Consider the following 26,657-nt stretch of genomic DNA (forward strand, 5'->3'; position numbering starts at 1 on the left):
GCTCCTGTCTCACGGCTGGATGTTGTGGAACTTCACGATGTCGATCGGTGCGCCCTTGCCGTGGCAGCCGACGCACGTCGTGCCCGTGGTCGCCTCGCCGCCCGTGTGCGCGCAAGGCTCGCTGTTGACGGTCGCGAGCGAGCTGCACGCGGGCAACCCGGCCGTCGCCGTGAACTTCGCGTTGTCGTGGCAAGCGGTGCACACCGCGATGACCGCCGGGGTCGTGGTGTCGTCGGTCTGGTCCGCCACGACGTTCGACAGGTACGTCGTGTCGAGCGGCACCACGCTGCCCGCCGGCGGGACCTGGTAGGTCTCGCCCGTGTGGCAGATGGCGCAGTTCTGCACCTTGTCGAGCTGCGGCACCTCGGCGCCCGCATCGAACGTGACCGGAGTGCTGCCGAAGCCGCAGATCGTCAGGTCGTTCCCGCGGATGGACCCTCCGTGGATCTCGTGGATCATCCGCTTGAAGTCGATGGACTGCTCGGTCGTGCTGGCGGCGCACGCAGGGTTCGTCGCCGTCGCCGTCCGCCGGCCCTTGTCGGTCGCCCGCGGGTTGTGACAGACCGTGCAGACCTGGATGACGTCGTTCCGGTTCGCGCCGTGCGCCGACAGGTACCCGTGGCACGCGTCGCACTTCGCGATGTCCACCACCTGGCGCCGCGCCGTCGCCTGGCCACCGCCGATCGCATAGTCCTGGATCGCGTTCTTGATCGGGATCTCCTCCCCGTTCTCGACGGCGCGTCCGTCGATGAGCACGGAGTAGGTCGTGACGCCGTCCGGGATCGCGGTGGGCGAGGTCACCTGGTAGACGTTCGTCTGGCCCGACACCGGCGTGACGTTGCTCGCCGCGGGGATCGCGCCGCTCGAGACGATGGCGATGTTCACCGGCTGTCCCGGGGAGGTCGCGCCGCTGCCCACGTTGGTGTAGTCCGCCTTCGCCGGCTCCAGCCAGCCGATCTTCGCGTTGAGCGCGCTGAGCGTCTGCTTGTAGGCGGCGTCGGTGGTGATGTCGACCGGCTGCCCGTTCCTCGTCACCCGCACCTGCACCACCGGCTTGCGGTCGGCGCCGGCGGTCACGTTGACGAGCTCGTACTTGTACGCCTCGGCCTTCTTGGCGAGCGTCACGTGCACGGTCGCGACGCCGATGCTCGGCGCATCCGCCGTGTGGCACGTCGTGCACGCGGTCGTGCCGACCTGCGCGTGGTTGCAGGCCGCCGTGTCGACGGTCCCCAGCGCGCAAGCGGCCGCGCCCGAGCCGTCGAACTTGACGTTGTCGTGGCAGGAGGTGCACGCCGCGAGGTTCGCGTTGGTCTTGTAGCGGTCGGCGTCCGTGCCCTTGTGGCACACCGTGCAGTCGCGCACGTCGTGCATCCACGAAGTGTCGAACTCCGCCACCGTCTGGCGGAAGCCGACGATCGTGTAGGGCTGGCCGGTGGCGCCCTGCGCCGAGGGCAGGTCCCCGCCCATGTGGATCTTGTGGATCATGATCTTGAAGTCGACGACGTTGCCCGTCTCCGGGTCCGTCGTCTGCGGCGAGTGGCAGGTCTGGCAGACGGTCGCCCCGAGCCGCTCGTCGTGCGCCGCGATCGCGGGCCCGTGGCAGGTGTTGCACGCGGCGTTGCTGACGATCTCCGGCCGCTGCGCGGTCCCGCCCGCCGGGACGAAGTTCCGGGTCGAGGTCGCGGACGACGTGCCCGGCTCACCCGCGGCGGTGTGGCGGGTGAGCCAGATCCCGGCGGTGTGCGTCTTCGTCCGGTCCACCTGCGCGCCGGCGGGGATGGCCGCGAGCGTGTAGCGGTACACGCCGTCGCCCTGGTGCGTGAGGCGCTGGTCGAGCGTCGCGTCGGTGGGGCCCGCATCGAAGGTGGCCTGCGTCGCGTTCGCCTGCTTGGGTTGCTGCTCGGTGCCGCCGGGAGGCGTGAACGGCTGGCCGGTGGCCTGGGTCGTGTAATAGGACGTGAACTCGGCCGTGGTCGAGTCGAGCTTCGAGAGGGTGACGCGGATCGGGCTCACCCACGGGAACGTCGTGGACGCGGGGGCGCCCGACGGGACGACGCCGTTCTTCACCTCCTGGGCGAGATCCGTCACCGCCGTGTCGTCGGAGGTCACGCGGAACGTGAGCACGGGCGGGCCGCTCTCCGGGAGCTCGACGCTCTGGATCTCGACCTTCAGCGCGCCGTTCTGGATCGAGGAGGTGTCGCCCGTCGTGCCGCCGCCTCCGCCTCCGCCGCCTTTGTTCTTGTTGCTGCTTCCGCAACCCACCGCCGCGACCATCGCCACCGCTGCGGCGAGGCTGCACGCCGCGCCTCGGATACGCCACGTCATCGCCCATCCTCCTTCGTGCACCGTGGGTCACGTGATGCGGAGAGAAGCACTGGAGTGCCGCATGCGCGACGTGCCCCGCGGGCGAAAGTTGCCCCGCGTTCACGCCACGGTGCACCCACTTCGGGAGAGAAGGCAGACCCCGCTGCGGGGCGAGACGCATGCGGAGCTATTCGCCGGGCCGCGCTTCGGGCGGGCGAACGGGGCGCGATGTCGCGCGCCAGGCACACGCCACGTGAATCTAGACGCAGAACGTGCGCGCGCAAGGCGGCTGGAGGCGCCTGTCCGGCCTGCGGCCCGGCGAGCGCCGCGCCCCCTAGCGCGTGCGCGATTGCGCTGGACGCGACGAACCGTGAATATCCGTTCCATGCCGACGACCCGATCCCCGCGCCGCGCCGCGGCGCGCCGCGCGCCGCGAGCGAGCGCGCGCACGCGCATCGAGAAGGACACCCTGGGCGAGGTGCCGGTGCCCGCCGACGCGCTCTACGGCGCGCAGACCGCGCGCGCCGTGCAGAACTTCCCCATCTCCGGGCTCCGGCCCCACCCCGCCTTCGTGGACGCGACGGTGCGCGTGAAGCTCGCCGCCGCGCGCGTGAACGCGAGGCTCGGCCTCCTCCCGCGCGCGAAGGCCCGCGCCATCGAGGCCGCCGCGCGCGAGGTGCTCGCGGGCCAGCACCGCGCCGAGTTCGTGGTGGACGTGTACCAGGCGGGCGCGGGCACCTCGCACCACATGAACGTGAACGAGGTGCTGGCGAACCGCGCCACCGAGCTCCTCGGCGGCCGCCGCGGCGCGCCGCTCGTCTCCCCCAACGACGACGTCAACATGGCGCAGTCGACGAACGACGTCGTGCCGACCGCGATCCGGCTCGCCGCGCTCGACCTCGCCCCGGCGGTGATCGAGGCGCTCGCCGGCCTGGCCGGCACCTTCGAGGCGAAGGCGCGCGCGTGGGACGGCGTCGTGAAGTCTGGCAGGACGCACCTCATGGACGCGACGCCCATCCGCCTGGGCCAGGAGGTCTCGGGCTGGGCGGCCGCGCTCCGCGCCGCCGCCGGACGGATCCGCGACGCGCTGCCGGAGCTGTCGGTCCTCGGCCTCGGCGGGACGGCCGTCGGCACGGGGGTCAACGCCCATCCGCGCTACGCGAGGCTCGTGGTCGCCGAGCTCGAGCGGCTGACCGGGATCCCGCTCACGCCCGCGCCGAACCTCTTCTACGCGATGCAGTCCCTCGCCCCGGCCGTGGCGCTGTCCGGCGCCCTCCGGGCCGCCGCGCTCGAGCTCCTCCGCATCGGCGGCGACGTCCGGCTCCTCGGCAGCGGCCCGAACACCGGGCTCGGTGAGCTCCGGCTCCCGCCGGTCCAGCCGGGGTCCTCGATCATGCCCGGCAAGGTGAACCCGTCGATGGCCGAGATGCTCGCGATGGTCTCGTACCAGGTCGTCGCGATGGACTCGGGGATCGCCTGGGCGGCGAGCGGCGGCCAGCTCGAGCTGAACGTCATGATGCCGCTCGTGGCCGCCGATCTCTGCCACGCGCTCCAGATCCTGGCGAACGCCGTGCGCGCGTTCGACGAGCGCTGCGCGCGGGGCCTCGAGGCGGACGAGGCCCGCTGCCGCCACTACGCCGAGCGGACGGTGAGCCTCGCGACGGCGCTCGCGCCGCGGATCGGCTACGCCGCCGCGGCCGAGATCGTGAAGGAGTCGGTGAGGACCGGCCGGTCGATCGTCGAGGTCGCAGTGGAGCGCGGCGGCCTCCCGGAGAGGCAGGTGCGGCGGATCCTCGACGCAGCCAGGCTCACGCGGCCGGGGAGGGCCTGACCCGATCCGGGGTATCATCGCGCCGTGCCAAGGCTCGGCGAGATCCTCGTGCAGGACGGTGCGTGCGATCCCGACGCGATCCGGGGCGCGCTCGAGAACCAGGTCATCTTCGGCGGCCGGCTCGGCACGAACCTCCTCGAGATGGGCGCGGTGACGGAGGAGGCGCTCGCGGCCGCCCTCGGCAGGCGCCACCGGCTGCCGGCGCTCTCGGGCGAGCTCCCGCTCGACCCGAAGGCGCTGGCGCTCCTGCGCCCCGAGGTCGCCGACCGGCACGACGTGGTGCCGTACCTCGTCGCCGATCGCCGGCTCGCGATCCTCGCCTGCGATCCCTCCGATCTCGCGATGCTCGACGAGGTCGCCTTCGCGACGGGCAAGCAGGTCCACCCCATCGTCGCGCCCGAGGCGCGGATCTGGACGCTCCTCAGGGAGGGCTACGGCATCGAGCGGCAGCTCCGCGGTATCGAGGTCGAGTTCGGATCGCTCCGGCGCCGCCTGACCGCCCCCGCGCCGCCTCCTCCCGCCGGGACGCCCGCCCCGGGGGCGCCCGAGGATCTCCTCGGAGAGGGCGAGTTCGACGCGCTCTACGCGAAGACCGGCGCGTTCGCGCTCGCGCCCCCCGGCCCCGCCGCCCCGGACGACGAGATCATCGAGCTCACGGACCTCATCCTGCCGGGCGACGAAGCGACGCCGCCGCTCGCCGCCGAGGTGCTCGCGTCGCTCGCGCGGGCGCCGGGCCATGCGCCGCCGGCCCGCTTCGTCGCGCCCGCGGCGCCGCGGGCGGAGCCCGAGCCCTCGCCGCTCGGCTTCGACGAGGCGCTCCGCGCCCTCGAGGGCGTCACGGAGCGCGGCGCGATCGCCCGGTCGGTGCTGCGCCACGCGCGCTCCCGCTTCCGGCGGGCCGTGCTCCTCACCGTGAACCGCGGGGAGGCGCGAGGCTGGGCCGGGCTGGGGGAGGGGGTCGACGCGGAGCAGGTCGGCCGCCTCCGCCTCGCGCTCGGCGCGCCCGGCGTCGTCGACACGGTGGTCCGCACCCAGGCGCACTTCCTCGGGCCGCTCCCGAAGACCGAGGCGAACATCCGGCTCCTCAAGCGGCTCGGCGGCGGCGTGCCCGGGAACGCGTTCCTCGTGCCGATCCTGGCCCTCGGCAGGGTGGTGAACGTCTTCTACGCGGACAACGGCCGCGGCGGGGTCGTGGACGCGGGCGGGGTAGGGGAGCTGCTCATCCTCGCCACGCGGATCGCGAAGAGCTACGAGACGCTCGTCGCCCGCGTGCGGTAGAACGGGCGTCCCGGCTCCTCGCCGGACCCGGACCCATGGCCGCGACCCTCCACTATTTCATGCTCCCCGACGACGAGCGGGCGCTCTTCCGCCACCTCGAGCGTCGCGAGATCACCGTCTACCCCGAGCTCGTGCCGCCCGGCTACACGGCGCCGCGCGTCGCGCCCGACCTCGTCGCGCAGCTCGACCAGTCCGCCTACTACCTCGCCCTGGAGCGGCTCGGGCCCGTGATCGTCCACCCGGTGAAGCGCGGGCGCGACAGGGGCATGCTCGAGATCGAGGAGATCCCCTCGCCCGTGATCCACTACGAGCGCTCGCTGCCCAACGCGGAGGGGGAGCTCGTCGCCGGCCGGCTGTGGGCGGAGCTCGACGTGACCGACGACGCGAACACCCGGCTCGGCAAGCCGCTCGCGCTGAAGTCGCTCTTCCAGGAGGTCCACGACCTGTTCCGCAAGAACTGGCGAAGGAGCGACCCGAAGGGCTTCTGGGTCGGTCCGCACGCCGGCGCGGCCTGGAAGCGGGGCGAGGTGAAGCTGCGCGAGGCCGGCCACAAGGGCAAGCTGGTGGGGGTCTGGCGGTGAGCGCGCGCCGACGGACGGGGCCGATCTCGGCGGTTGACGCGCGCGGCCCGGGCCGGTACACGTGCCGCTTGACTGTGCCCCTTCCGCCTCGCTATAAGGCCGCGCTCGCAGCGGTTCTGATCACGCTGCCGGGCGTCGCGCTCGCTGAGCGGGTCGCCGGAGCGGTCCTCCCCGACGAGGCGGTCAAGGTCGGCGAGAACCGGTACCGGGTCTCGAAGAGCTACGACGACACGCTGAAGTTCTTCCGGACGGTCTACTCGCCGGGGAAGTTCAGGAGAAGGCCGATCGCGGACCAGCCCACCGTGAAGGCCGTGCACATCGAGAACCCGGAGGCGGCGAAGCCGGGGCAGTGGGAAGGGCTGAACGTCTACGAGCTGAAGGGCGAGACCCGCGTCTTCGTGCTCGTGAAGAGAAAATAGGTTTCTGGGGGATCGTCTAACGGCAGGACGCCAGTCTCTGGATCTGGCTATCTAGGTTCGAATCCTAGTCCCCCAGCCAGTAACAAAAAGAAGCACGGCGAGCGTTGACTGCCGAACCGCTCGCGGATACATAAGCGCCCGCTGTTGGCCCGTTAGTCTAGCGGTTAGGACATCGGCCTCTCACGCCGAGAGCATGGGTTCAAGTCCCGTACGGGTCACCATTTGCCCCGCCTCCCTTGTCCAGGAGGCGGGGTTTTTCTTTTCAGCCGTCACGCCGGCGCGGTGTCTCGTGCCGCGCGCCTGAGCGGCTACCGAGGGCGCAAGAAGCAGAGCCCCGCCCCTCGGCGTCGAGGAGTCGGGGCTCGTTTTTTCAGCTCCCGATCTACAGCGGGTACGAGCGGCTCACGACGCCCACCTCGCCCGCGGACGGGGAGGTCCCGCCGACGCCTCCAGCGCCGAGCGTGAAGTCGACGGTCTGGCGCGTGCTCATGCTCGACGGGTCCTCGAAGATCCCGATCGACGGCCCGCCGCCGCCGCCGCCGCCCGGGCCGCCCGCTCCGCCGGTCCCGCCTGCGCCCCCGTTGCCCCCGGCGCCGGCCCCGGTCGTCCCCGCGGTTCCGCCGAGACCGCCCGCTCCGCCGGCGCCGCCCGCTCCACCCTGCGCCCCTGCGCCGCCGTTCCCGCCGTTGCCGGTGACGATCCGGACGTCCTCGAGCGCGATCCCCGTCGAGTTCACGAGGAAGACACCGAACGAGCCGCCACCGCCGTCGCCGCCGCCGCCACCGCCCCCGGCGCCGCCCCCGCCGCCGCCGCCCCCGCCGCCTGCGCCGGTGCTCTGCTCGACGAGGCCGTTCGTGGTGTCGAAGGTGGCGGTACCGCCTCCGCCGCCGCCGCCGCCGCCGCCCGCGCCGAACGTGCCCGCCTCGCCCACGAAGCCGGGGGCCGGCAGGTACCGGCCGTCCTTATCGGCGCCGAACGAGGCGCCGCCGCGGCCGGGGGCGCCCGACGTTCCTCTGCTCGCTCCCGCGAACCCGCTCTTGCCGGCGATGGTCGTCGAGGTGCCGTTCATGAGGCCACCTGCGCCGCCTGCGCCGGCGCCCAGCCCCACGCCCCGCTCGCCGGCGCTCCCGTTGTCGCCGAACCCGCCGGTTCCGCCGACGCCGCCAGGGGCCCCGCCGCCTGCCCCGGAGCCGCCCGCGCCAGTACACGCGGTGTCTTTCGTGCACGCCGGGGTTCCGGCAAGGCCCGGCTGGCCCGCCTGCCCGTCGGGACCCTTCCCGCCCGGGAGGCCGTCCGCGCCGTCGCCCGCCTCGATCACGACCGCGTGCATGCGGACGCCGGAGGAGTAGAGGAGCCGAACGCCGTACGAGCTCCTCCCGGGCACAGTCGCGTCCGCGCTGCGAATCGTGACCCCGTCGAGGAGGACGTTCCTCACCCCCGAGCCGAAGACTCCGTCGTTGCCGTCCAGGTCGTCCGTGCCGCCTTGCACGACCGTCACGTTCACGGACGGATTGCGGACCCAGGCGGCGTCGTACCCGCCGTACACGGCGACGTCGCTCGCGAGCTCCAGCGTGCCGGGGTAGGTGCCTGCGGCGACGTGCACGTCGCCTCCGCCCGCCGCGCTGGCCGCCGCGATGCCGCGCGCGGTCGTGGCGAACGGCGCTTGCCGGGTACCGGCCGCGCTGTCCGACCCGCCGGTCGCGACGAACCAGCCCTCCAGCGGTGGGGTGTTGGAGCCGGGCTCACCAGGATCGCTCGAGCCGGAGCCGCTGCAGCCGGCGCCGATCGTCAGGGCGAGGAGGGGAAAGAGAAGAAGCCGGACAGTTCTGATCATTGAACCCCCAACGAGTAACGGCGCTCGCCTGACCAAATGGCGTGCGACCGATTGACGCTGCACCCATCGTGTACCAGATGGCCGGGTCGGCTGGAAGCGGGGTCCCCCGCGGGCGGGACAGGGGCTCGAGAGGCCGGATGACCCCGGGCGAATTCTCGCGGGGAGTCGAACGCATCGTTAGTGAACGTTCTTTGACCCCCCTCGAGACAGTCGAGCTGGAGGCGAACGGGCTGCGGTTCTTCGCCCTCGCGGCGGGCCCCGCGGACGGCCTGCTCGTGCTCCTGCTGCACGGCTTCCCGGAGCTCTCGCGCTCCTGGCTGCACCAGCTCCCCGCGCTCGCGGCGGCTGGCTACCGCGCCGTCGCGCCGGACCTGCGCGGCTACGGCCGCACCGAGCGGCGGGGCCCCTACGATCTCCGGACGCTCGCCGGCGACGTCGCCTGGCTCGTGCGCGCGCTCGGGCGGGAGCGCGCCATCGTGTGCGGGCACGACTGGGGCGGAGCGATGGCGTGGGCAGCCGCGACGTACGCGCCGCGGGTGGTGGAACGGCTCGTGGTGCTCAACTGCCCGCACCCGGCCACGCTCGCCCGGGAGCTCCTCGTGAACCCCCGCCAGCTCCTGCGCTCGCGCTACATGCTCGCGTTCCAGCTCCCGTGGCTGCCGGAGCGGCTCCTCGCGCGCGACCACGCGGCGGCGATCGCGCGGGCGCTGCGCGGCGGCGCGTACCGGCGCGACGCCTTCCCGAGGGACGAGCTCGAGCCCTACCGCGAGGCGTTCGCGTCACCCGACGCCGCGGCGGCCGCGCTCGGCTACTACCGGGCCGCGTTTCGCGGAGGCGGATCCTTCGGGCGCGACGCGCGCACGCGGCCGGTCGCCGCGCCGACGCTCGTCGTGTGGGGTGTCCGGGACCGCTTCCTCGGGCTCGAGACGATCGCGCCGGAGAAGATGGCGCCCTGGTTCGCGCCGGGGAACGCGCCCGCCGTGGTGCTCGTCCCGGAGGCGGGGCACTTCGTGCAGAACGAGGCGCCCGACGAGGTGAACCGGGCGATCCTCACCTGGCTCGCCGAAACCGCGCGGCGGTAGCGCTCGGGCGGGAGGACGACGCGGCGCCGTCCTCCCGCCGCGAACCCCTACGCCTCGACGCGCGAGCCCAGGACCATCAGGAACTGCCGCATCCACTCGGGGTGCGCGGGCCAGGCCGGCGCGGTGACGAGCTTCCCGTCGGTGAGCGCGTTCGACGCCGTCGCGTTCACCTCGCCGAAGCGCGCGCCCGCGGCGGTGCACTCCGGGCCGACGGCAGGGTAGGCGAGGCAGGCCTTCCCTTTCAGGACCCCCGCCGCCGCCAGGATCTGCGGCCCGTGGCAGATCGCGGCGATGGGCTTCTCGTCGCGCGCGAAGGTCTGGACGAGCTCGATGACGCGCGGGTTGAGCCGCAGGTACTCGGGCGCGCGCCCCCCGGGGATGACGAGCGCGTCGTAGTCGCCGGGCCGGACCTCCTCGAAGGCGGCGGTGATCGCGAAGCGGTGCCCGGGCAGCTCGACGTAGGTCTGATCGCCGACGAAGTCGTGCACCGCCGTCTTCACCGTGTCTCCGGGCTTCTTGCCCGGACAGACGGTGTGGACCGTGTGACCGACCATCGTGAGGATCTGGTACGGCACCATCGCCTCGTAGTCCTCGACGAAGTCGCCGACGAGCATGAGGATCTTCTTCGCGGCCATGCGCTTCCTCCTCCCGGAGCGGGATGGGGCGAGGATGGTCTGGGGACCTCGGGCCGGCCCGTGCCTTGTGGGGCCGACGAGGGCCGGCCGCGCCCCCGCCGCGCCTCAGCCCTCGCGAGCGTCCCCGAGGAGCCGCTCCACGAGGAGCACGTCGCGCCAGGCGCCGTCGAGCCGCGCGTGGTGGCGGTGGACACCGACCTCGCGGAACCCGAGGGAGCGGACGAGCGACGCGCTCGCGTGGTTCTCGAGGAAGAGCTTGCCGACGATCTTCCACGCGCCCGCGGCCTCGGCGGCCTGGAGCAGGGCCTCGCCGAGGGCGCGGCCGACGCCCCGCCCGCGCCCGTCGCGGGCGACGTACACCGCGAGCTCGAGGACGCCGGCGTAGCAGGGGCGGGCGCTCGTGGGGAACAGGGCGCCGTAGCCGAGGATGGCGCCCGCGTCCTCCGCGACGACGACCGGGTTCGCGAGCCACTCCGCCACCTCGGCGCCGCTGCGCGGCCGGGTCTCGAACGTGGCGGAGCGGTCCTCGATGCCCTGGTTGTAGATGCGGGCGATCGCGTCCGCGTCCTCGGGGCGGGCGGGCCGGCACGCGACGGGGACGGGATCGACGCGGGCTCCCACGGCGCGCCCCGGCTACGCGAGCTTCTCCTCGAGCACCTTGCGCACGAGCGCCGCGTCGGCGGCGCCGCCGGTCTCGCGCATGGCGGCGCCGACGAGCACGCCGAAGAGCTTCTTCTCGCCGGCGCGGTAGCGGTCCGCCTCGGCCCGGCGCGCCTCGAGTGCGCGCGCGACGGCGGCCTCGACGGCGGCGCGGTCGTCCACCTTCTCGAGGCCGAGGGCCTTCATGCGCGCCTCGGGATCGCCGCCCTTCTCGACGAGCTCGGCGAGGAGCGCCTTGCCCGCCGCGGGCGTGAGGCGACCCGCGTCGACGAGCGCGACGAGCCGGCCGAACGCGTCCGGCGCGAGCGGCAGCGACGCGAGGGCGCGTTCGCGCGCGAGGCCGGCGAGGTCGTTCAGGAGCCAGCGCGCCACGGAGCGCGCGTTCGGGTGGACGGCGACGGCGGCGTCGAACCAGGTCGCGACGGCGGCGTCGCCGGAGAGGAGGTCGGCCTCCTCCTCCGAGAGCCCGAGCCCGACGTAGCGGGCGTGGCGCGCCGCGAGCTCCGGGTCCGCGGCGCGCGCCTCGGCGCGCAGCTCCGCGCGGCCCTTCCGAGCGGCCGCCGCTCCCTGGCCGTCCACCGGCGCGGGCTCGCGCTTCGCGCGGCGCGCCTCGGGCTTCGCCGCGGTGCGCGCGGCCCAGGTGTCCTTGAGCGTGATCGTCCGGTTGAACGCCGGCGCCCCCGGCCGCGAGTCGACCGGGTCCACGAAGAAGTAGCCCTGGCGGAGGAACTGCCAGCGGGTGCCCGGCGCCGCATCGGCGAGCGCCGCCTCCACGCGCGCGCCCTTCGCGAGGACGAGCGAGTCGGGGTTCAGCACCTGGAGGAAGTCGGGCTCGGCGTCGGGCTGCTCGACCGCGAAGAGCCGATCGTAGAGCCGGACCTCGGCGGGCACGGAGCGCGTCGCGTGGACCCAGTGGATCGTGCCCGAGACCTTGCGCCGCTCGCCCTCGCCGCGGGAGGCCGGGTCGTGCGTCGCGCGCACCGCGGTGACCGCGCCGGACGCGTCGCGCACCACCCCCTCGCAGCGCACCACGTAGCCGCCGGCGAGCCGCACCTCGCGCCCGGGGGCGAGCCGCTTCCAGTCCTTGGGCGGCTCCTCGGAGAAGTCGTCCCGCTCGATGAGGAGCTCCCGGCCGAACGGCACCTTGCGGCTGCCGCCGCGGGCGGGCTCGCCGGGCCACCACGGGACGTCCAGCTCCTCCGTCCGGTCCGCGGGCCAGCTCTCGACGACGAGCCGCAGCGGGTTCAGCACCGCGAGCGCGCGAGGGGTGCGCCCCTCGAGGTCTCCGCGGATGGCGAACTCGAGCTTGCCGATGTCGACGACGCTGTTGTTCTTCGCGACGCCGATGAGGTCGGCGAAGTCGCGGAGCGCCTCGGGGGTCACGCCGCGCCGGCGCATGCCGGCGATGGTGGGCATGCGCGGGTCGTCCCAGCCGGAGACGCGCCGCTCGTTCACGAGCTGCAGGAGCTTGCGCTTCGACAGCACCGTGTAGCCGAGCGAGAGCCGCGCGAACTCGTACTGCCGCGGGCGCGGATCCCACGGCCCGAGGCTGTCGAGCACCCAGTCGTACAGCTCGCGGTTCGACTCGAACTCGAGCGTGCAGATGGAGTGCGTCACGCCCTCGAACGCGTCCTCGAGCGGATGGGCGAAGTCGTACATCGGGTAGATGCACCACCGGTCGCCGGTCCGGTGGTGGCTCGCGTGCCGGATCCGGTAGAGCAGCGGATCGCGCATGAGCACGTTCGGGTGCGCCATGTCGATCCGGCCGCGCAGCACGGCCGCGCCGTCCGGCAGCTCGCCGGCGCGCATCCGGCGGAGGAGGTCCAGGCTCTCCGCCGGCGGGCGATCTCGGAACGGGCTGTTCACTCCCGGTCGCTCGAAGCTGCCGCGCTGCTCGCGGATCTGGTCCTGCGTCTGGCTGTCGACGTACGCCTTGCCGTCCCGGACGAGCCGCTCGGCGCACGCGTACATCCGCTCGAAGAAGTCCGACGCGTAGTAGAGGTGCTCGCCCCACTCGCAGCCGAGCCAGCGCACGTCCGCCTGGATGGCCTCGACGTACTCGGTCTCCTCGGTGACCGGGTTCGTGTCGTCGAACCGCAGGTGGGTGCGGCCGCCGTACGCCCGGGCGAGCCCGAAGTTGAGGAGGATCGACTTCGCGTGGCCGATGTGCAGGAAGCCGTTCGGCTCGGGCGGGAAGCGCGTGACCACCCGGCCGCCGTTCCGGCCGGCGCGGAGGTCCGCCTCGACGATGTCGGCGAGGAAGTTCGAGGGGCGCGGGGCGTCGCTCATGGTGGCCGATGGTGGTATCGCAGCGCGCCACGCCTCGCAACCCTGCGGCGGCCCCCGCGGGCCTCTCGAATGCGCCGCCTCGCGCGCTCCCGCGGGGGTCAGCCGACGAGCCGGATGGCGTCGTCGAGCCGCCGGAGCGTCTCTTCCTTCCCGAGGATCTGGACGACGTCGTACATGCCGGGCGAGGCCGTGCCGCCGGTGAGCGCGACGCGCACCGGCTGGGCGATCTTGCCGAGCCCGAGCCCGCGCTGCTCCGCCTCGGAGTGGAAGAGCTTCTCGATCGCCTCGGTCTCGAGCGTCTCGAGCGCGGCGAGGCCGGCGCGGACGGCCTCGAGGATGGGCTTCGTGTCGGCCGTCAGGAACTTGGCCTTCGCCTTCGGGTCGAGCTGGATCGGCGCGTAGAAGTAGCGGAACTGCTGCACGTACTCGCCGAAGGTCCGCGCGCGCTCGCGCGCCACCGCGCAGACGTGGCGGAGCTTCGCGTCGTCGGCGGCGGGGAGCCCGGCGGCGAGGAAGTAGGGCAGGGCCCTCCGGGCGAGCTCCTCGTCGGAGAGCTTCTTCAGCCACTCGTGGTTCACCCAGGCCATCTTCTCCGGGTTGAACACGCCCGCGGTGGCGCCGACGTCCTTGAAGTCGAAGTACCGGACGAGCTCCTCGCGCGTGAAGAGCTCCTGGTCGCCGTGGGACCAGCCGAGGCGCACGAGGTAGTTCACCACCGCCTCGGGCAGGAAGCCCATGTCGCGGTAGGCGGTGACGCTCGTCGCGCCGTGGCGCTTCGAGAGGCGCGCCTTGTCCGCGCCGAGGATCATCGGCAGGTGCGCGAACTTCGGGACCGGGTACCCGAGCGCCTCGTACATGAGGATCTGCCGGGCGGTGTTGTTCACGTGATCGTCGCCGCGCGCGACGAGGTTGATCCGCATCGTCACGTCGTCGACGACCGCGCCGAAGTTGTAGAGCGGCACGCCGTCGCCGCGCAGGATCACCTCGTCCTGGAGCACCTCGTGCGGCGTCTCGATCGGCCCCTTCACCAGGTCGACGAACGTCGTCGAGCCGGTCTCCGGCACGCGGAACCGGATGACGTGCGGCCGCGACGGGTCGTACGGGAGGTTGCGGCACGTGCCGGGGTAGCGGAACTGGCGCTTCTCGGCCTCGGCCTGCTTGCGCTGCGCGTCCAGCGTCTCCCGCGTGCAGTAGCAGGCGTACGCCTTGCCCTCGCGGATGAGCTTCTCCGCTTGCTCCGCGTAGATCCCGAGGCGCTCGGTCTGGAAGTAGGGCCCGTGCGGGCCGCCGACCTCCGGTCCCTCGTCCCAGTCGAGGCCGAGCCAGCGCATGCCGTCGAAGATCGCGTCCACCGCCGCCTGCGTCGAGCGCTCCCGGTCCGTGTCCTCGATCCGCAGCACGAAGGTGCCGCCGTTGCGGCGCGCCCACAGCCAGTTGAAGAGCGCTGTGCGCGCACCCCCGATGTGCAGGTATCCGGTGGGAGAAGGGGCGAAGCGAACGCGGGGTGTGTCCATGGCGGGCGGAACCTAGCATGGGTAGAATCGTGCGCTGATGAAACCAACGGCCGCGCTCCTCCTCGCTTCCCTGCTCGCGGGCGCGCCCTCTGCGGCGCGCGCCGCGACCTTCCTCGAGACGAGCGTCGAGGAGACCGCGCGCACCTCCGAGACGGTGGTGCGCGGCGTCGTCGAGCGCGTCGGCTCGCGCTGGGCTGGCTCCCGCATCCTCACCGAGGTCGTCGTGCGCGTGACGAGCGCGTGGAAGGGCCGGCCGGGCGAGCGGCTCACGCTGCTCGTGCCCGGCGGCACGGTGGGCGACCTCGCGCAGGAGGTGGACGCCGCGCCGACGTTCGAGGAGGGCGAGGAGGTCGTCGTCTTCGCGGGCCGGCGAGGGCACACCTATCGCGTGAACGGCCTCGCGCTCGGGAAGTACCGGATCGAGGACGGGATGGCGACGCCGGGCACCGCGGGCGCGCGCTTCGCGCCGCGCGGGCTCGCTGCCGGAGAGCGCGCGGTCGGACGGATGTCCGTCGTCGAGCTCGAGCAGCGCGTCCGGAGCGCCCGGTGAGCCCGCGCACGGTCCGGCTCGCCGCCGCCCTCGCGGCGCTGCTCCTCGCGCCCGCCGCCCGCGCCTACGTGCGCAGCACGAGCCGCGAAGGCGCCCCGTTCTACTGGCAGGAGCGGAAGGTCGGCTACCAGATCAACCCGCGCCGCGGGCCATCCGCTCCGTCCTGCTCGGACGCCTCCCAGTACGCGGACACCGCCGCGATCGAGGCGGTGCGCGCCGCGTTCCGCACCTGGACCGGCGCCGTGCAGGACTGCACCGATCTCGAGCTCCTGGACCAGGGCTTCACGGACGTCGCGACCGTCGGGTTCGACCCGCGGGCCGCCCGGAACGAGAACCTGGTGATCTTCCGCGAGGGCTGGTGCTCCGAGGTCGCGCTGCCCGCCGACGCGTGCTGGGACTCGGGCACCTGCGCGAACACCTACGACTGCTTCGAGGACGCGCTGCCGGCGGACCGGGCGACCATCGCGATCACCACCGTCACGCACGACGCCCACTCCGGGCGGATCTACGACGCCGACATCGAGCTCGCGGACTGGAGGGGCCAGCTCCCGGCCGGCAGCTCGCTCAGTCCCGGCGGGGTATCGACGCAGCCGCCGGACGGCTGGTACTTCACCTGCACGCCCGCCGCCCAGCCGCCCTGCTCCGCCTACGGCCAGAGCGGCTGCACCTACGTGGACCTGCAGTCGAACGCGACCCACGAGATCGGCCACTTCATCGGCCTCGCCCATCCGTGCACGCTCGGCAACAGCGACTGCAATCCCAAGACCAGCGTCTACAGGCCCCTCGTCATGTTCCCGGCCGCGACCCTGGGCGACGTCTCGAAGCGCACCCTCACCGACGACGACCGGGCCGGGCTCTGCGCCATCTATCCGTTCGGCGGCGCGACCTGGACGTCGCCCGTGAAGGCGAGCGGCGGCGGCGGCTGCGCGTCTGGGGGCGGGGCGGGCGGGCTCGCCTCGGCGCTCCTCGCGCTCGTCGCGCTCGCGCGGCGCGGCCGCCGGCGCTGACGCGGCCGCGCCGTTCAGGCCACCGCGATCCCCGCGTAGCCGACGACCTGGTCGTCGTCTCCGGTCACCTCGCCGGAGTGGCCGTAGCGGACGAGCTCCGCGCGCGTCGCGCCCATGAGCCGCGCAGCGACGAGCATCACCGTGGCCGGGACGATGCCGCACATCGAGATGTCCTCGGCGTGGACCACCTCGTAGAGCCCCTCCGGATCGAGCGCGAGGATCCGCTCGATGGCGCGGTGATCCTTGCGGCGCGCCACCGCCGCGGGGAGGTAGTGGCTCATGTCGCTCGAGGCGACGACGAGCGCGCCGGCGGCGGAGGCGGCCTCCGCGACGGTCCCGCCGATCTCCACGCAGTCCTCGAAGGCGAGGTGCGCGAGGCAGAGCGCGGCAATCGTGACGCCGGGCCGCGCGCGCTGGAGGAACGGGACCTGCACCTCGAGCGCGTGCTCGAGCCGGTGCGCGCGCGTGTCGGGCGTGACGAGCGGCGAGGCGGCGAGCGCGGCGGTGAGGTCCGCGTCGACCGGCACGTCGCCGAGCGGCGTGCGCCACGCGCCCTGCGCCGGCCAGAGCGCGGCGGCCGCGCCGAGCCCGCTGTGGTTCGGGCCGAGCACGACGACGCGCCGGGGGACCTCCACGCGCGCGTAGATCGCGCCCGCGATCGCGCCGGAGTAGACGTAGCCCGCGTGCGGAGCGACGAGGCCGCGCGCGCGGAGCTTCTCGCCCGCGGACGAGAGGAACCCGTCGACCTGCGAGGCGAGGGCGGCCGGCTCGGCGGTGTAGAACCGGCCGGCCACGGCGGGGGCGCGATCCATGCGGCGAGTATAGAGGCGCGGCCGCGGACGATCGCCGCCCGCGGCGGGCCGGACGGCGATGGGCCGACCCCGACGAGGCAGCGGCGCGGGCGCTCCCTCGTACCGCCGCGGCGCACGCGCGCGCACACGCAGCCGGGTTGACGCTCCGCGCGACCCGTGCGATCCCCGCCCGGTGCAGAGGACGTCCGCCGACACGCGCGCCGCGACCCCGCTCGAGAGGAGGACGCCCGCGCCCGAGCCGCCGCGCGTGCTCATGCGCACCTGGCTCCTCGCCATCGGGGGGCTCGCGCTCGCGAAGCTCGTCTCGTACGTCGAGCCGACCGGCCTCCTCGCCGGGAACCTCGCCGGAATCGCCGCCTTCCTGTTCATCGCGCTCCCCGACGGCCGCCTGCGGGCGAGGCACGAGCCGTGGACCGCGTACGGCGTACCGCGCCTCGCGCCGCGGGACGCGGACACGCGGCGCGCGCTCGGCCGTGGCGCGCTGCAGGGGCTCCTCGTCTGCGCGGTGGTGTTCCCGGTCTTCGGCGCGCTGTTCTGGCTCTACGCGGAGGCGCTCCCGCACGTCCCGGGGGCGATCGCACGCATCGTCGCGCCGTACGGCATCGCCCCGCGGCTCTCGCCGCGGCTCCCGGATCGCGTGCTCCTCCTCGTGGTGGTGCAGTTCCTCGTCGTCGCGGCGCCCGAGGAGCTCTTCTACCGGGGCTGGATGCAGACGAGCTGGGCCCGCTCCGCCCCGGAGCGCGGCGTCACGGTGCTCGGCGCGCGCCTCGGCGCGGGGTTCCTGTGGACGCAGGTGCTCTTCGCGCTCGGCCACCTCGTCGTGCTCGAGCCGTGGCGGCTCGCGACCTTCCTGCCCGGGATCCTGTTCGGGTGGGTCCGCGAGCGAACCGGCGGCCTCGTCGCCCCCGTAGTGGTGCACGCGCTCTCGAACGTCTTCCTCGCGACGCTCGAGGCGAGCTTCTACGGGTGACAGGCCGGGAGCCGGGCGCTAGAAACCCGCGCATGCCCGGGACCATCCGCGAGATGCTCGAGGAGCTCGAGGAACGGACGTTGCACCCGCGGGCCACGCGGGCGTCGCAGTCCCGCGGCCGCGAGCGCCCGGAGCCGGAGGACGACGAGCGCCCCTCGTTCCAGCGCGACCGGGACCGGCTCGTCCACTCGAAGGCGTTCCGCCGCCTCGCCGGCAAGACGCAGGTCTTCCTCGCGCCGCGCGGCGACCACTACCGCACACGCCTCACCCACACGCTCGAGGTCGCGCAGGTCGCGCGCTCCATCGCCCGCGCGCTCCGGCTGAACGAGATGCTGGTCGAGGCGATGGTGATGGGCCACGACCTCGGCCACACGCCGTTCGGGCACGCCGGCGAGCGCATCCTGAACGACGTCGTGCCGGGCGGCTTCCACCACGTCATCCAGTCGGTGCGCGTCGTCGACGTGCTCGAGAACGACGGGCAGGGGCTGAACCTCACCGCCGAGGTGCGCGACGGGATCCTGCGCCACTCGAAGGGGAAGGGGAACGTGCTCCTCAAGGGGAGCGGCGCGAAGGCGCTCACGCTCGAGGCGGAGATCGTCCGGCTCGCGGACATCATCGCGTACGTGAACCACGATCTCGACGACGCCGTGCGCGCGGGGCTCTTCGAGGAGGCGGACGTCCCGGCGGCGATCCGCGGCGTGCTCGGCGGCGGCGCCACCTCGCGGTACCGCACCCTCATCCGCGACGTCATCCGCCGCTCGGACGTGGACGGGGGCGGCCACATCGAGATGTCGCCGGACGTGCACGAGGCGCTGCTCGCGCTGCGCGACTTCCTGTACGCGCGCGTCTACGAGAACCCGGTGGTCCACGACGAGTTCGTGAAGGCGCAGCGGATCCTGCGCGATCTCCACGGCTGGTGCCTCGAGGATCTCGCGCGGCTGCGCGAGCGGCACGGCGTGGTCGCGCGCGAGGGCGATCCGCCGGAGCGGGCGGTGATCGACTGGCTCTCGGGGATGACCGATCGCTTCGCGATCGGGGTGTGGGAGGCGATCTTCGTCCCGCGTCCGTGGAGCGTGGTCTGACGGCCGCCGCTCAGGGACCGTTGAGGCTCGACACCGACACCTGCAGGGAGCGGCTCACCGCGACGACGCTCCCCTCCGGCACCTCGATGAAGCCGTTCGGCGCGAGGAGCCGCGTCGCGAACGCGACCGCCTTCACGCGGCGGTGCGGCCGCACCCGCGGGTCGCTCTCCGGCGTGTCGAGGCCGATCTGGTCGAGGGCGCACGGGACGATGCCCTCGTAGAGCGCGTAGAACAGCGGGCCGGCGCGGCGCGTCGCGACCATGATCCGCCCGTTCGTCGCGACGAACACGAGCGGGCTCGCCTTCTGCTCGCCCGCCTCGCGCGCCCACGCCTCGAGCTGCCGCACCGTCCTCGCGAGCGCGCGTCCGGCGGTGGCCGCGTCGAGGTCGAGGTCGTCGAGGCGGCCGTCGTCCTTGAGGTGCTTCGCGAACAGCATGAACGCATGCTCGGAGGGGCTCTCGCCGGCGATCTGCCTGCGGAGGTGGTCCGGGACCGCCGAGAGGAGCTTGGGGCGGATGCCCTCCCACCCGGCGATGGTCCCCGCGTGCGCGAAGAGCCAGCGGCGGTAGCGGAACGGCTGGGTGTTCTCGTCCTTGAGCGCGAGGCCGGACGAGAGGCGCGCGTGGATGAGCAGCGCCTCCGAGTCGACCTTCCCGACGAGCTCGGGGAGCGCGAGCGGCGCGGTCGCGCCGGAGGGGCGCTTCCCGAGCAGCACGTTCCCCGCGGCGTAGTAACCGAAGCCGTAGGCCAGCGGGAGGGTGTCCCCCTCGCCTTGCAGCGACACGTGCGACCTGAGCCGCTCCAGCTGGCACCGGAGCAGGCTGTCATCGGTCTGGAGGACCGCGACGAGGGCGCCCATCTATCCGTTCTCCTCGGGTCGAAGACCCTGCGGCGAGAGATCACCGCGCCGCTCGAAACAGTAATAACCGCGCGCGCGCCCCGGGGCCGGGTACCGGTCGGCGAGCGCCCACACGAGGGAGAGGTCGCTCGTTTGACAGCCCTGCGAGCCCGCCGCTAGGATGCGCTAACCCGGCGAAACCGCTGGACAACATCCATGAGCGACGACATCGCGGTCGGAATCGATCTCGGAACCAGCTACAGCGCCGTCGCCGCCGTCACCGAGGCGGGCGCGTCCCCGCAGGTACTCCCGAACGAGTGGGGGGACCGCACGCACGCGTCGGTCGTGTCCTTCCTCGAGGACGGCTCGGTCCTCGTCGGGAACGACGCGAAGAAGAACATCATCACGAACGCCGAGAGCACGGTGTACTCGGCGAAGCGGCTCATCGGGCGGTTCTTCTTCTCCGACGAGGTGAAGAAGGCGCAGGCGGTGATGCCGTACCGGATCGTGGAGGGGCCGAACAACGCGGTCCGTCTCCAGGTTCGCGAGCGCGATCTCGCCGTGCCGGAGATCTCGGGGCTCGTCCTGAAGGAGATGAAGGCCATCGCCGAGACCGCCCTCGGGCGCGAGGTGAAGAAGGCGGTCATCACCTGCCCGGCGTACTTCAACGACAACCAGCGCCAGGCGACGAAGGACGCGGGCCGCATCGCCGGCCTCGAGGTGCTCCGCATCATCAACGAGCCGACCGCGGCCGCGCTCGCGTACGGCTTCGGCCGGGACATCTCGCAGAAGATCTGCGTCTACGACCTCGGCGGCGGCACGTTCGACGTGTCGATCCTGGAGATCGGCAAGGACGTCTTCGAGGTGCTCTCGACCGCCGGCGACACGTACCTCGGCGGCGACGACTTCGACGACCGGATCATGACCTGGCTGGCGGACGACTTCCTCACGCGTCACGGCCTCGACCTCCGGCAGAACAGGTTCTGCCTGCAGATGCTCAAGGAGGCGGGCGAGCGCGCGAAGATCGAGGTCGGCCGCGACGGCGTGGCGAGCATCCACGTCCCCGGGATCTGCCAGTCGCCGGAAGGCGAGGTGCTCGACCTCCGGGGCAAGCTCACCACCGACCAGTTCAACCGGATGGTGATGGACCTCGTCCAGCGCACGTTCAAGGTCTGCGACGAGGCGCTGCAGTCGGCGCGGCTCACCGCGGGCGACGTCGACGCGGTGATCCTGGTCGGCGGCCCGACGCGGCTGCCCATCGTCCGCAACAGCGTCCGGCACTACTTCCAGAAGGAGCCGATGTCCGGGGTGGATCCCGACGAGGCGGTCGCCGTCGGGGCCGCGCTCCAGGCGCACGCGCTCCTGAACCGGAACGCCGCCGAGTACGGCCAGGCGAGCTACCTGCTCGACGTGACCCCGCTCTCGCTCCGGGTGGGCACCGTCGGCGGCTTCACCGAGAAGATCATCGAGAAGAACACCCCCATCCCCATCGAGAAGTCGAAGACCTTCACGACGAGCCGCGACGGCCAGGACCGCGTGAAGATCCGCGTCTACCAGGGCGAGTCGAACCGCGCCGAGGGCTGCGAGCTCCTCGGCGAGTTCGAGTTCAAGGGCTTCCGCGTGGCGCAGCGCGGCGCGGTGCAGATCCAGGTGACGTTCGAGATCGACTCGAACGGCATCGTGAACGTCTCCGCCGCGGACCTCGAGACGGGCCAGCGAACCTCCACGACGATCAGCCTCTCGTCGGGGCTCTCCGAGAAGGACCTCCGCGCGGCGATCGACCACAACGCCGAGCTCGAGCTCGCCCGCGGCCCGCGGGCGTAGGCAGGAGTCACGACGATGGACGCCCAGTTCCTCATCGAGGTGGAGACGCTGGCGGGCTCGCTCGACCAGCTCGACTACTTCGCCATCCTGAAGCTCCCGCAGGGCGCCACGCCCGCGGAGTTGAAGGCCGCCTACTACCGCGAGTCGCGGGCGTACCACCCGGACCGCTTCGCCGCGTTCCCGAACGCCGCGCTGCGCGACCTCGTCGGCCGGATCTACCGGCGCATCAACGAGGCGTACACGGTGCTGCGCGACGATCGGAAGCGCGCGCGCTACCAGGCCGACGTCTCGGGGCCCGACCGCGCCGCGAAGCTGCGCTTCACCGAGGTCGAGGAGGCCGCGGTGAAGGACGAGCAGAAGCGCAAGCTCGAGGAGCAGCTCGGGCAGACCCCGAACGGCCGGAAGTTCTACGCCGCGGCGCTCGTCGAGCTCGAGGCCGCGCGCCTCGAGGGCGCCGAGCGTGCGCTGAAGAGCGCGCTCATGTACGAGCCCGAGAACGCCCGCTTCAAGGAGCAGCTCGCGACGGTGCAGCGCGAGCTCGACAAGGGGCGCGCGAAGGGCGACGTCTTCAAGATCAAGTGACGGGCTCGACCATCGACCTCGCGGTGATCGCGGCGGTGGCGCTCGCCGCCACCCTGGGCGCGTCCTCGGGGGCCCTCCGGCAGCTCGTCCAGCTCGCCGCCGTGGTCGCGGGGGGACTCGCCGCGCACCACCTCGCCGCCCCCATCGCGGCCGGGCTCGGCCGGCTCGCCTCCGCGCCGGTCGCGCGCGTCGTCGCGCCCACGTTCCTGTTCCTCGGCGTCTCCGCGCTGGTCTCGCTCGTGGGCGGCGCGCTCCTGAGCGGCACCGCCGCGGCGCGCGCGGTGCGCGGTCCCGCCGACCGCGGGCTGGGCGCGCTCCTCGGCGGCCTGAAGGGCGCGCTCGGCGCCTGGGTGCTGCTCTCCATCCTCGCCCTCGCGGGCCGCCTCGCGCCCGAGGGGCTCTCGCGTGCGCTGCGCTCGAGCCAGCTCGTGGATCTCGCCGGGCGATACGACCTCGTCGAGCGCGTCGCGCCGGACGGGGCGCGGACGCTCGAGCGGTTCCGGACGCGCGGGGAGGGCGAGCCGGAGAGGCGGTGAGGTCCCCAGGCCGCGCTCAGGCCAGGCGGCGCGCAACCCCGAGCGGCGCCGCGGCGCGAGGGCGACCCGTCACGGGCGCGTTCGGCCGCGGATCAGGCCGCCCGCGAGCGGAGCATCCAGCCGATGAGCTTGTAGAGCAGGCGCGCGCCGACGTTGCCGTCCCACTCGCCGCCTTCCGGATCGGGCGCGACCTCGACGAGGTCGAAGCCGACGATGCGGCGGCCGCTCCGGACGATCCCGCCGATGAGCGCCGTCGCCTCCTGGAACGAGAGGCCGCCCGGCACGGGCGTGCCCGTGTGCGGGCAGAGCGTCGGGTCGAGGCCGTCCACGTCGAACGACACGTAGACGTCGCGCGGGAGCGGCTCCACGATGCGCCGGACGGTGGCCGCCCAGGGCTCGCCGTCGAAGCGGGCCTGCGCGAGCCGCGCGTCGTGGTGCTGCACGATGCGCCCACTCGACCGGCCGGCGTAGGCGTGCTCCTCCTCCGACAGATCGCGCAGCCCCACCTGCACGATGCGCCCGATGCCGGGGCAGCGCTCGGCGGCGTTGTAGATCACGGAGGCGTGGCTGTAAGTGAACCCCTCGAAAGCGACGCGCAGGTCGGCGTGGGCGTCGACGTGCAGGACGCCGAGCCCGGGGTGGCGGCGCGCGTGGGCGGCGATGCAGCCGAGCGCCGTGGAGTGGTCGCCGCCGACGAGGCCGACGCGCTTGCCCCGCGCGAGCAGCCCCTCGACGCGCTCCTCCACCCACCGGTTCACCTGCTCGCACGCCCGGTCCACCGCCTGGGCGGCGCGGGCGAGGTCCTCCCGGCCCACCACCACTCCCCCGGCCGCGATGACCGGCGCCGCCGCCGCGCGCGCCTCCTCGTCGAGCCGCGCGATGGCCTCGGGCACCTCGAGCATGTGGATGCCGGCCTCGTAGGGCCGGCCGGTCTCCACGTCGAAGAGGTCGACCTGGCGGCTCGCCGACAGGATCGCCTCGGGCCCGCGGTTCGTACCGCCGCCGTAGGAGGTCGTCGCCTCGAACGGCACGGGCACGAGGACGACGCCGGCGTCCTCCTCCGAGTGCGGGAGGCCGAAGACGCCGGAGCCCGGCTGGGCCGCGGCGGAGGGATCGAAGGACATGGTGGACGTCTAACGGCGCGGCAGCGCGCGGCCAGGGCCGACGGTCTTCGCCTTGCCCGAGTCGCGCATCTCCGGCAGCGCGCCCGACCCCGGGTGCTTCTTCTCGTGGGCCTTGCGGAGCGTCTCGTACATGTCCGGGAGGCGCTTGAAGAGCCGCTTGGGCTTGCGCTTCTTGCGCGTCGCGAGCGCGTACGCGAACACGAGCGGCGCGGCGATCGTCGTGTCGGAGTAGACCACGACGTGGTTCTTCATCATGTTCGCCTGCACCTTGCCCCAGCTGATGGCCTCGGAGGGCGTCGCGCCCGAGAGGCCGCCCCACTGCGGCGAGTCCGTCGAGATCTGCAGGACGAACTCGTGGCCGCCGCGGTTGAGGTCGAGGATCTGCCAGAGGGTCGGCTGGGTCTGCAGGTAGAAGTTCTTGGGCGAGCCGCCGCCGAGGATGACGACGCCGTTCACCTTGGCGTCGTAGACGATCGCCGTCGACTGGAGGACGTCGAGGTCGGGGTCGATCGTCGTCTCGCCGCCGCGGAGCTTCATGGCGGCGACGTTCATGCCGATCGAGGAGTCGCCCGGCGAGGACGTGAACACCGGGACGTCGTACCGGGCGGCGGTCGCGACCCAGCTCTTCTCCGGCAGCGGCGCCTGCTGGTTCACGAGCTGGCCGAGGTAGTGGTGGAGCTGCGGCGTGGAGATGCGGGCGCGCAGCGCCTTGGGCGCCTTCTCGAGCGCCTCGCGCACGAACGCGTCCGTGTCGAGGAGCGAGTCCTCGGTGATGAACACGTCGTAGATGCGCTCGATGCCAGCCTGGTACAGCTCCTTGTCGTCCACGTGGAAGTGGCCCTGGACGACCGGCAGCTTCAACGCGAAGTGGAGGTCGTGGTACAGGTTCGCGCCCGTCGAGATGACGAGGTCGACGAAGCCCGCCTCGATCATCGCCTGGATCGCGCCACCCAGCCCCGCGGGCGCCATGGCGCCCGTGACGGTGAGCGCGATCGTCGCGCCCGAGTCGATCATCCGGCCGAACAGGTCGCAGCCCTCCGCGAGCCGGCCTCCGTTGAAGGCGCCGGCGCGGCGGTAGACGTCGACGAGATCCTCGACCGACATCCCCGGCCGGAGCCGCATCGGCTCGACGGGGGGGCGGGAGAGGTACTTCTTCCGGAGAACCTTGGAGTTCTGGGCCATGGCGGGCGCGGAAGTTACCGGCCGCCGCGGAGAGCGTCAAGGAACGGCGGGCAGGGGGCCGGGCGCGGCCCCGTCAATCACGCCTCGCGGGCCGAGGCCTGGAGCTGGAGCTGGACGAGGCCGATCTGCCCGTCGTCTGCCGGCTTGAACGCGAGCTCGGCGAGCTTCGCCTGCCGGTACACGTCGAGCATCCGCTCCTGCCCCTGCCGCCAGACCGAGACCATGGTGCACGCCGTCGAGTGACCGCAGGCGTCCTCTCCGTCGAGACAGACGTTCAGGGCGACCGGACCCTCCACCGCCTCGATCACGTCGAGGAAGCTGATCTCGTTCGGCGAGCGCGCCAGCGCGTAGCCGCCGTGCGGTCCGCGCGTCGACTTCACGAGGCTCTGGTCCACGAGCGTCTTCAGGATCTTCGCGAGGAAGTCCTCCGGCACGTCCATCTGGCGCGCGATCTCCCGGAAGGGCACCACGGATTCCTGCGGGATCGAGGCGAGGTAGATCATCGCCCGGAGCCCGTAATCGATCTTCCGCGAGATACGCAGTACGTGCTGCATCGGGGCCTTCCTCGCGCGCCGCCTCTCCTGCCGAGCGCGCTGCTTGAAAGCCGTTATTGTAGCACGCACGAGGTGGACATTTAATGGCTGGCCCCCGCGCCGACGGCCTCATCGACCTGCACTCGCACAGCCTCGCCTCGGACGGCCAGTTCTCCGCCGTGGACGTCGCGGGCCTCGCCGCCGCGGCGGGCGTGAAGGTGTGGGCGCTCTGTGACCACGACACCGTCGCGGGGCTGCCCGCCGCGAAGGACGCGGCGGATCGCCTCGGTGTCCGGCTCGTGCCCGGGATCGAGCTCTCCGCCTTCCTCTACCGGCGCGAGATCCACCTGCTCGGGCACTTCGTGGATCCCGGGCACCCCGGGCTGAAGCGCTTCGAGGACTTCCTCGCGGACCAGCGGCGCAGCCGCATGGAGCAGATCGTGAAGAAGCTCGCGGCGCTCGGGGTCCGCCTGCGCGTCGAGGACATCGAGAAGTACAGCGGCGGCAAGACGATCGGCCGGCCGCACGTGGCACGGGCGATCGTGGAGCAGGGGGTGGTCGCAGACGTGAAGGAGGCGTTCGACCGCTTCCTCGGTGAAGGCCGGCCGGCCTACGTGCAGCGCTACCGGCTGGAGGCCGACGAGGCGGTACGGCTCGTCCGCTCCGCGGGCGGGACCACCACCGTCGCGCATCCCGGCGTGTCGGGCCTGGAGCGCGGCGACCTCGAGCGGCTGCGCGCGTTCGGCGTCGAAGGCGTCGAGGTGCTGCACGCCGACCACAACCCGTCCGTGCGCGAGAAGTACCACCGCGCGGCCCAGGCGCTCGATCTGGTGCCCACCGCGGGGTCCGACTTCCACGGTCCGGCGATCTCCCCGGATCGCCACTTCGGCGACGTCACCATGAGCGAGGCGGACCTCGCGCGCCTCGAGGCGCGAAGGCCCTAAACGACAGTTCGCAATTCGCGATCACCTGCGGTGTCGCGAATCGCGCTGTCGTTTAGGCATGTTCCGACGGGGGCTGCGCCCCCGCCCCGCCGAGCAGAGCTCGTCGGGGCCCCACCCCGGCTCGCCGGGTCCCGTGCGCCACCGCGGGCGGCTTCGCCGCTATCGCGGTGTCGCCCCGGCGGGCTCGCTTCGCTCGTTGTCTGTTTCCGAATCATGCTCGGTCGTTTAGCGGGAGGAGTCCGCGCT

24 protein-coding genes and 2 tRNA genes are annotated in these 26,657 nt (G+C 73.0%); 15 read left to right on the forward strand and 11 right to left on the reverse strand.

The features are described from left to right. Window positions 1–9: 9 nt before the first annotated feature. Window positions 10–2,325 carry an OmcA/MtrC family decaheme c-type cytochrome gene (locus tag MNY62_RS09520; RefSeq protein WP_242343918.1) on the reverse strand — a complete coding sequence of 772 codons (2,316 nt, stop codon included), beginning with the start codon at window positions 2,323–2,325 and terminating at the stop codon, window positions 10–12. Window positions 2,326–2,689: 364 nt separating this feature from the next. Here MNY62_RS09520 and MNY62_RS09525 point away from each other — a divergent pair, with 364 nt between their 5' ends. The 6 genes from MNY62_RS09525 to MNY62_RS09550 all read left to right on the forward strand — a co-directional run bounded on the left by MNY62_RS09525 (window position 2,690) and on the right by MNY62_RS09550 (window position 6,634). Next, entirely contained in the window at window positions 2,690–4,135 is a 1,446-nt protein-coding gene (locus MNY62_RS09525; protein ID WP_242343919.1) for an aspartate ammonia-lyase, read from the forward strand. Window positions 4,136–4,159: 24 nt separating this feature from the next. Continuing rightward, entirely contained in the window at window positions 4,160–5,413 is a 1,254-nt protein-coding gene (locus MNY62_RS09530; protein ID WP_242343920.1) for a GspE/PulE/PilB domain-containing protein, read from the forward strand. A 35-nt stretch (window positions 5,414–5,448) separates the two neighbouring features. Beyond that, window positions 5,449–5,994, forward strand: a complete 546-nt coding sequence (locus MNY62_RS09535; protein WP_242343921.1) for a hypothetical protein — start codon at window positions 5,449–5,451, stop codon at window positions 5,992–5,994. Between the two features lie 74 nt (window positions 5,995–6,068). Beyond that, a complete protein-coding gene (locus tag MNY62_RS09540; RefSeq protein WP_242343942.1) occupies window positions 6,069–6,413 on the forward strand; it encodes a hypothetical protein in 345 nt (114 codons plus the stop codon). Window positions 6,414–6,418: 5 nt separating this feature from the next. Beyond that, window positions 6,419–6,492, forward strand: a tRNA-Gln gene (locus MNY62_RS09545). Window positions 6,493–6,559: 67 nt separating this feature from the next. Next, window positions 6,560–6,634 (forward strand) — tRNA-Glu (locus tag MNY62_RS09550). 161 nt (window positions 6,635–6,795) lie between these two features. On the opposite strand, the gene MNY62_RS25555 is transcribed toward MNY62_RS09550, so the two are convergent. Beyond that, entirely contained in the window at window positions 6,796–8,247 is a 1,452-nt protein-coding gene (locus tag MNY62_RS25555) for a hypothetical protein (RefSeq protein WP_279426352.1), read from the reverse strand. Window positions 8,248–8,438: 191 nt separating this feature from the next. On the opposite strand from MNY62_RS25555, the gene MNY62_RS09565 reads away from it, so the two are divergent. Beyond that, a complete protein-coding gene (locus MNY62_RS09565; RefSeq protein WP_242343923.1) occupies window positions 8,439–9,329 on the forward strand; it encodes an alpha/beta fold hydrolase in 891 nt (296 codons plus the stop codon). 47 nt (window positions 9,330–9,376) lie between these two features. On the opposite strand, the gene MNY62_RS09570 is transcribed toward MNY62_RS09565, so the two are convergent. The 4 genes from MNY62_RS09570 to gltX all read right to left on the reverse strand — a co-directional run bounded on the left by MNY62_RS09570 (window position 9,377) and on the right by gltX (window position 14,427). Further along, entirely contained in the window at window positions 9,377–9,964 is a 588-nt protein-coding gene (locus MNY62_RS09570) for a DJ-1/PfpI family protein (protein ID WP_242343924.1), read from the reverse strand. Between the two features lie 105 nt (window positions 9,965–10,069). After that, window positions 10,070–10,585: an arsinothricin resistance N-acetyltransferase ArsN1 family A gene (locus MNY62_RS09575; protein WP_242343925.1), complete on the reverse strand. Its 516-nt coding sequence runs from the start codon at window positions 10,583–10,585 to the stop codon at window positions 10,070–10,072. Between the two features lie 12 nt (window positions 10,586–10,597). Next, a complete protein-coding gene (locus tag MNY62_RS09580) occupies window positions 10,598–12,913 on the reverse strand; it encodes a glutamine--tRNA ligase/YqeY domain fusion protein (RefSeq protein ID WP_242343926.1) in 2,316 nt (771 codons plus the stop codon). A 98-nt stretch (window positions 12,914–13,011) separates the two neighbouring features. Beyond that, the gene (gene gltX, locus MNY62_RS09585) at window positions 13,012–14,427 is read right to left on the reverse strand and encodes a glutamate--tRNA ligase (RefSeq protein WP_242343927.1); all 1,416 of its coding nucleotides are present in this window, start codon (window positions 14,425–14,427) and stop codon (window positions 13,012–13,014) included. 37 nt (window positions 14,428–14,464) lie between these two features. Between gltX and MNY62_RS09590 the strand changes: the two genes are divergently transcribed. Beyond that, window positions 14,465–14,977 (forward strand): hypothetical protein, encoded by a 513-nt coding sequence (locus tag MNY62_RS09590; protein WP_242343928.1) that lies wholly within the window; start codon window positions 14,465–14,467, stop codon window positions 14,975–14,977. Further along, the gene (locus MNY62_RS09595) at window positions 14,974–15,984 is read left to right on the forward strand and encodes a zinc metalloprotease (protein ID WP_242343929.1); all 1,011 of its coding nucleotides are present in this window, start codon (window positions 14,974–14,976) and stop codon (window positions 15,982–15,984) included. Before MNY62_RS09590 ends, MNY62_RS09595 begins: the two co-directional genes overlap by 4 nt. A 14-nt stretch (window positions 15,985–15,998) precedes the next feature. On the opposite strand, the gene amrB is transcribed toward MNY62_RS09595, so the two are convergent. Beyond that, window positions 15,999–16,796: an AmmeMemoRadiSam system protein B gene (gene amrB, locus MNY62_RS09600; RefSeq protein ID WP_242343930.1), complete on the reverse strand. Its 798-nt coding sequence runs from the start codon at window positions 16,794–16,796 to the stop codon at window positions 15,999–16,001. A 172-nt stretch (window positions 16,797–16,968) separates the two neighbouring features. On the opposite strand from amrB, the gene mrtX reads away from it, so the two are divergent. Together mrtX and MNY62_RS09610 are read left to right on the forward strand one after the other, a co-directional pair. Next, entirely contained in the window at window positions 16,969–17,766 is a 798-nt protein-coding gene (gene mrtX, locus MNY62_RS09605) for a myxosortase MrtX (RefSeq protein ID WP_242343931.1), read from the forward strand. Window positions 17,767–17,798: 32 nt separating this feature from the next. Then, window positions 17,799–18,848, forward strand: coding sequence for a deoxyguanosinetriphosphate triphosphohydrolase (locus tag MNY62_RS09610; protein WP_242343932.1), 1,050 nt, complete (start codon window positions 17,799–17,801; stop codon window positions 18,846–18,848). Window positions 18,849–18,858: 10 nt separating this feature from the next. Here MNY62_RS09610 and MNY62_RS09615 read toward each other — a convergent pair whose 3' ends face one another. After that, window positions 18,859–19,707: a class II glutamine amidotransferase gene (locus tag MNY62_RS09615; RefSeq protein WP_242343933.1), complete on the reverse strand. Its 849-nt coding sequence runs from the start codon at window positions 19,705–19,707 to the stop codon at window positions 18,859–18,861. Window positions 19,708–19,902: 195 nt separating this feature from the next. Between MNY62_RS09615 and MNY62_RS09620 the strand changes: the two genes are divergently transcribed. Genes MNY62_RS09620 through MNY62_RS09630 form a run of 3 tightly spaced genes read left to right on the forward strand, consistent with a single transcriptional unit; the run spans window position 19,903 to window position 22,628 of the window. Then, window positions 19,903–21,510: an Hsp70 family protein gene (locus tag MNY62_RS09620; RefSeq protein ID WP_242343934.1), complete on the forward strand. Its 1,608-nt coding sequence runs from the start codon at window positions 19,903–19,905 to the stop codon at window positions 21,508–21,510. A gap of 15 nt (window positions 21,511–21,525) precedes the next feature. Then, the gene (locus MNY62_RS09625) at window positions 21,526–22,092 is read left to right on the forward strand and encodes a J domain-containing protein (RefSeq protein WP_242343935.1); all 567 of its coding nucleotides are present in this window, start codon (window positions 21,526–21,528) and stop codon (window positions 22,090–22,092) included. Then, complete coding sequence (locus MNY62_RS09630; protein WP_242343936.1) at window positions 22,089–22,628, forward strand: CvpA family protein; 540 nt, start codon at window positions 22,089–22,091, stop codon at window positions 22,626–22,628. The genes MNY62_RS09625 and MNY62_RS09630 overlap by 4 nt, the downstream gene beginning before the upstream one ends. A 92-nt stretch (window positions 22,629–22,720) precedes the next feature. Here the strand turns inward: MNY62_RS09630 and MNY62_RS09635 are convergent, their stop codons facing one another. From MNY62_RS09635 to MNY62_RS09645, 3 genes are all read right to left on the reverse strand, one after another. Then, a complete protein-coding gene (locus MNY62_RS09635) occupies window positions 22,721–23,752 on the reverse strand; it encodes an agmatinase family protein (protein WP_242343937.1) in 1,032 nt (343 codons plus the stop codon). A gap of 9 nt (window positions 23,753–23,761) precedes the next feature. Further along, window positions 23,762–24,934, reverse strand: a complete 1,173-nt coding sequence (locus tag MNY62_RS09640) for a homospermidine biosynthesis protein (RefSeq protein ID WP_242343938.1) — start codon at window positions 24,932–24,934, stop codon at window positions 23,762–23,764. Window positions 24,935–25,011: 77 nt separating this feature from the next. Then, complete coding sequence (locus tag MNY62_RS09645; protein WP_242343939.1) at window positions 25,012–25,488, reverse strand: RrF2 family transcriptional regulator; 477 nt, start codon at window positions 25,486–25,488, stop codon at window positions 25,012–25,014. Between the two features lie 83 nt (window positions 25,489–25,571). Between MNY62_RS09645 and MNY62_RS09650 the strand changes: the two genes are divergently transcribed. Further along, window positions 25,572–26,411 carry a PHP domain-containing protein gene (locus tag MNY62_RS09650; protein ID WP_242343940.1) on the forward strand — a complete coding sequence of 280 codons (840 nt, stop codon included), beginning with the start codon at window positions 25,572–25,574 and terminating at the stop codon, window positions 26,409–26,411. The last annotated feature ends 246 nt before the right edge of the window (window positions 26,412–26,657 follow it).

The sequence above is a fragment of the Anaeromyxobacter terrae genome, from assembly GCF_022690685.1.
Taxonomy (GTDB): Bacteria; Myxococcota; Myxococcia; order Myxococcales; family Anaeromyxobacteraceae; genus Anaeromyxobacter; species Anaeromyxobacter terrae.

What these genes read in the sequence shown, in the direction of transcription:
- MNY62_RS09520 (WP_242343918.1), bottom strand. Translation starts at nt 2,325, where the DNA reads ATGACGTGGCGTATCCGAGGCGCGGCGTGCAGCCTCGCCGCAGCGGTG.
- MNY62_RS09525 (WP_242343919.1), top strand. Translation starts at nt 2,690, where the DNA reads ATGCCGACGACCCGATCCCCGCGCCGCGCCGCGGCGCGCCGCGCGCCG.
- MNY62_RS09535 (WP_242343921.1), top strand. Translation starts at nt 5,449, where the DNA reads ATGGCCGCGACCCTCCACTATTTCATGCTCCCCGACGACGAGCGGGCG.
- MNY62_RS25555 (WP_279426352.1), bottom strand. Translation starts at nt 8,247, where the DNA reads ATGATCAGAACTGTCCGGCTTCTTCTCTTTCCCCTCCTCGCCCTGACG.
- MNY62_RS09570 (WP_242343924.1), bottom strand. Translation starts at nt 9,964, where the DNA reads ATGGCCGCGAAGAAGATCCTCATGCTCGTCGGCGACTTCGTCGAGGAC.
- MNY62_RS09580 (WP_242343926.1), bottom strand. Translation starts at nt 12,913, where the DNA reads ATGAGCGACGCCCCGCGCCCCTCGAACTTCCTCGCCGACATCGTCGAG.
- gltX (WP_242343927.1), bottom strand. Translation starts at nt 14,427, where the DNA reads ATGGACACACCCCGCGTTCGCTTCGCCCCTTCTCCCACCGGATACCTG.
- MNY62_RS09590 (WP_242343928.1), top strand. Translation starts at nt 14,465, where the DNA reads ATGAAACCAACGGCCGCGCTCCTCCTCGCTTCCCTGCTCGCGGGCGCG.
- amrB (WP_242343930.1), bottom strand. Translation starts at nt 16,796, where the DNA reads ATGGATCGCGCCCCCGCCGTGGCCGGCCGGTTCTACACCGCCGAGCCG.
- MNY62_RS09610 (WP_242343932.1), top strand. Translation starts at nt 17,799, where the DNA reads ATGCCCGGGACCATCCGCGAGATGCTCGAGGAGCTCGAGGAACGGACG.
- MNY62_RS09615 (WP_242343933.1), bottom strand. Translation starts at nt 19,707, where the DNA reads ATGGGCGCCCTCGTCGCGGTCCTCCAGACCGATGACAGCCTGCTCCGG.
- MNY62_RS09620 (WP_242343934.1), top strand. Translation starts at nt 19,903, where the DNA reads ATGAGCGACGACATCGCGGTCGGAATCGATCTCGGAACCAGCTACAGC.
- MNY62_RS09625 (WP_242343935.1), top strand. Translation starts at nt 21,526, where the DNA reads ATGGACGCCCAGTTCCTCATCGAGGTGGAGACGCTGGCGGGCTCGCTC.
- MNY62_RS09635 (WP_242343937.1), bottom strand. Translation starts at nt 23,752, where the DNA reads ATGTCCTTCGATCCCTCCGCCGCGGCCCAGCCGGGCTCCGGCGTCTTC.
- MNY62_RS09640 (WP_242343938.1), bottom strand. Translation starts at nt 24,934, where the DNA reads ATGGCCCAGAACTCCAAGGTTCTCCGGAAGAAGTACCTCTCCCGCCCC.
- MNY62_RS09645 (WP_242343939.1), bottom strand. Translation starts at nt 25,488, where the DNA reads ATGCAGCACGTACTGCGTATCTCGCGGAAGATCGATTACGGGCTCCGG.
- MNY62_RS09650 (WP_242343940.1), top strand. Translation starts at nt 25,572, where the DNA reads ATGGCTGGCCCCCGCGCCGACGGCCTCATCGACCTGCACTCGCACAGC.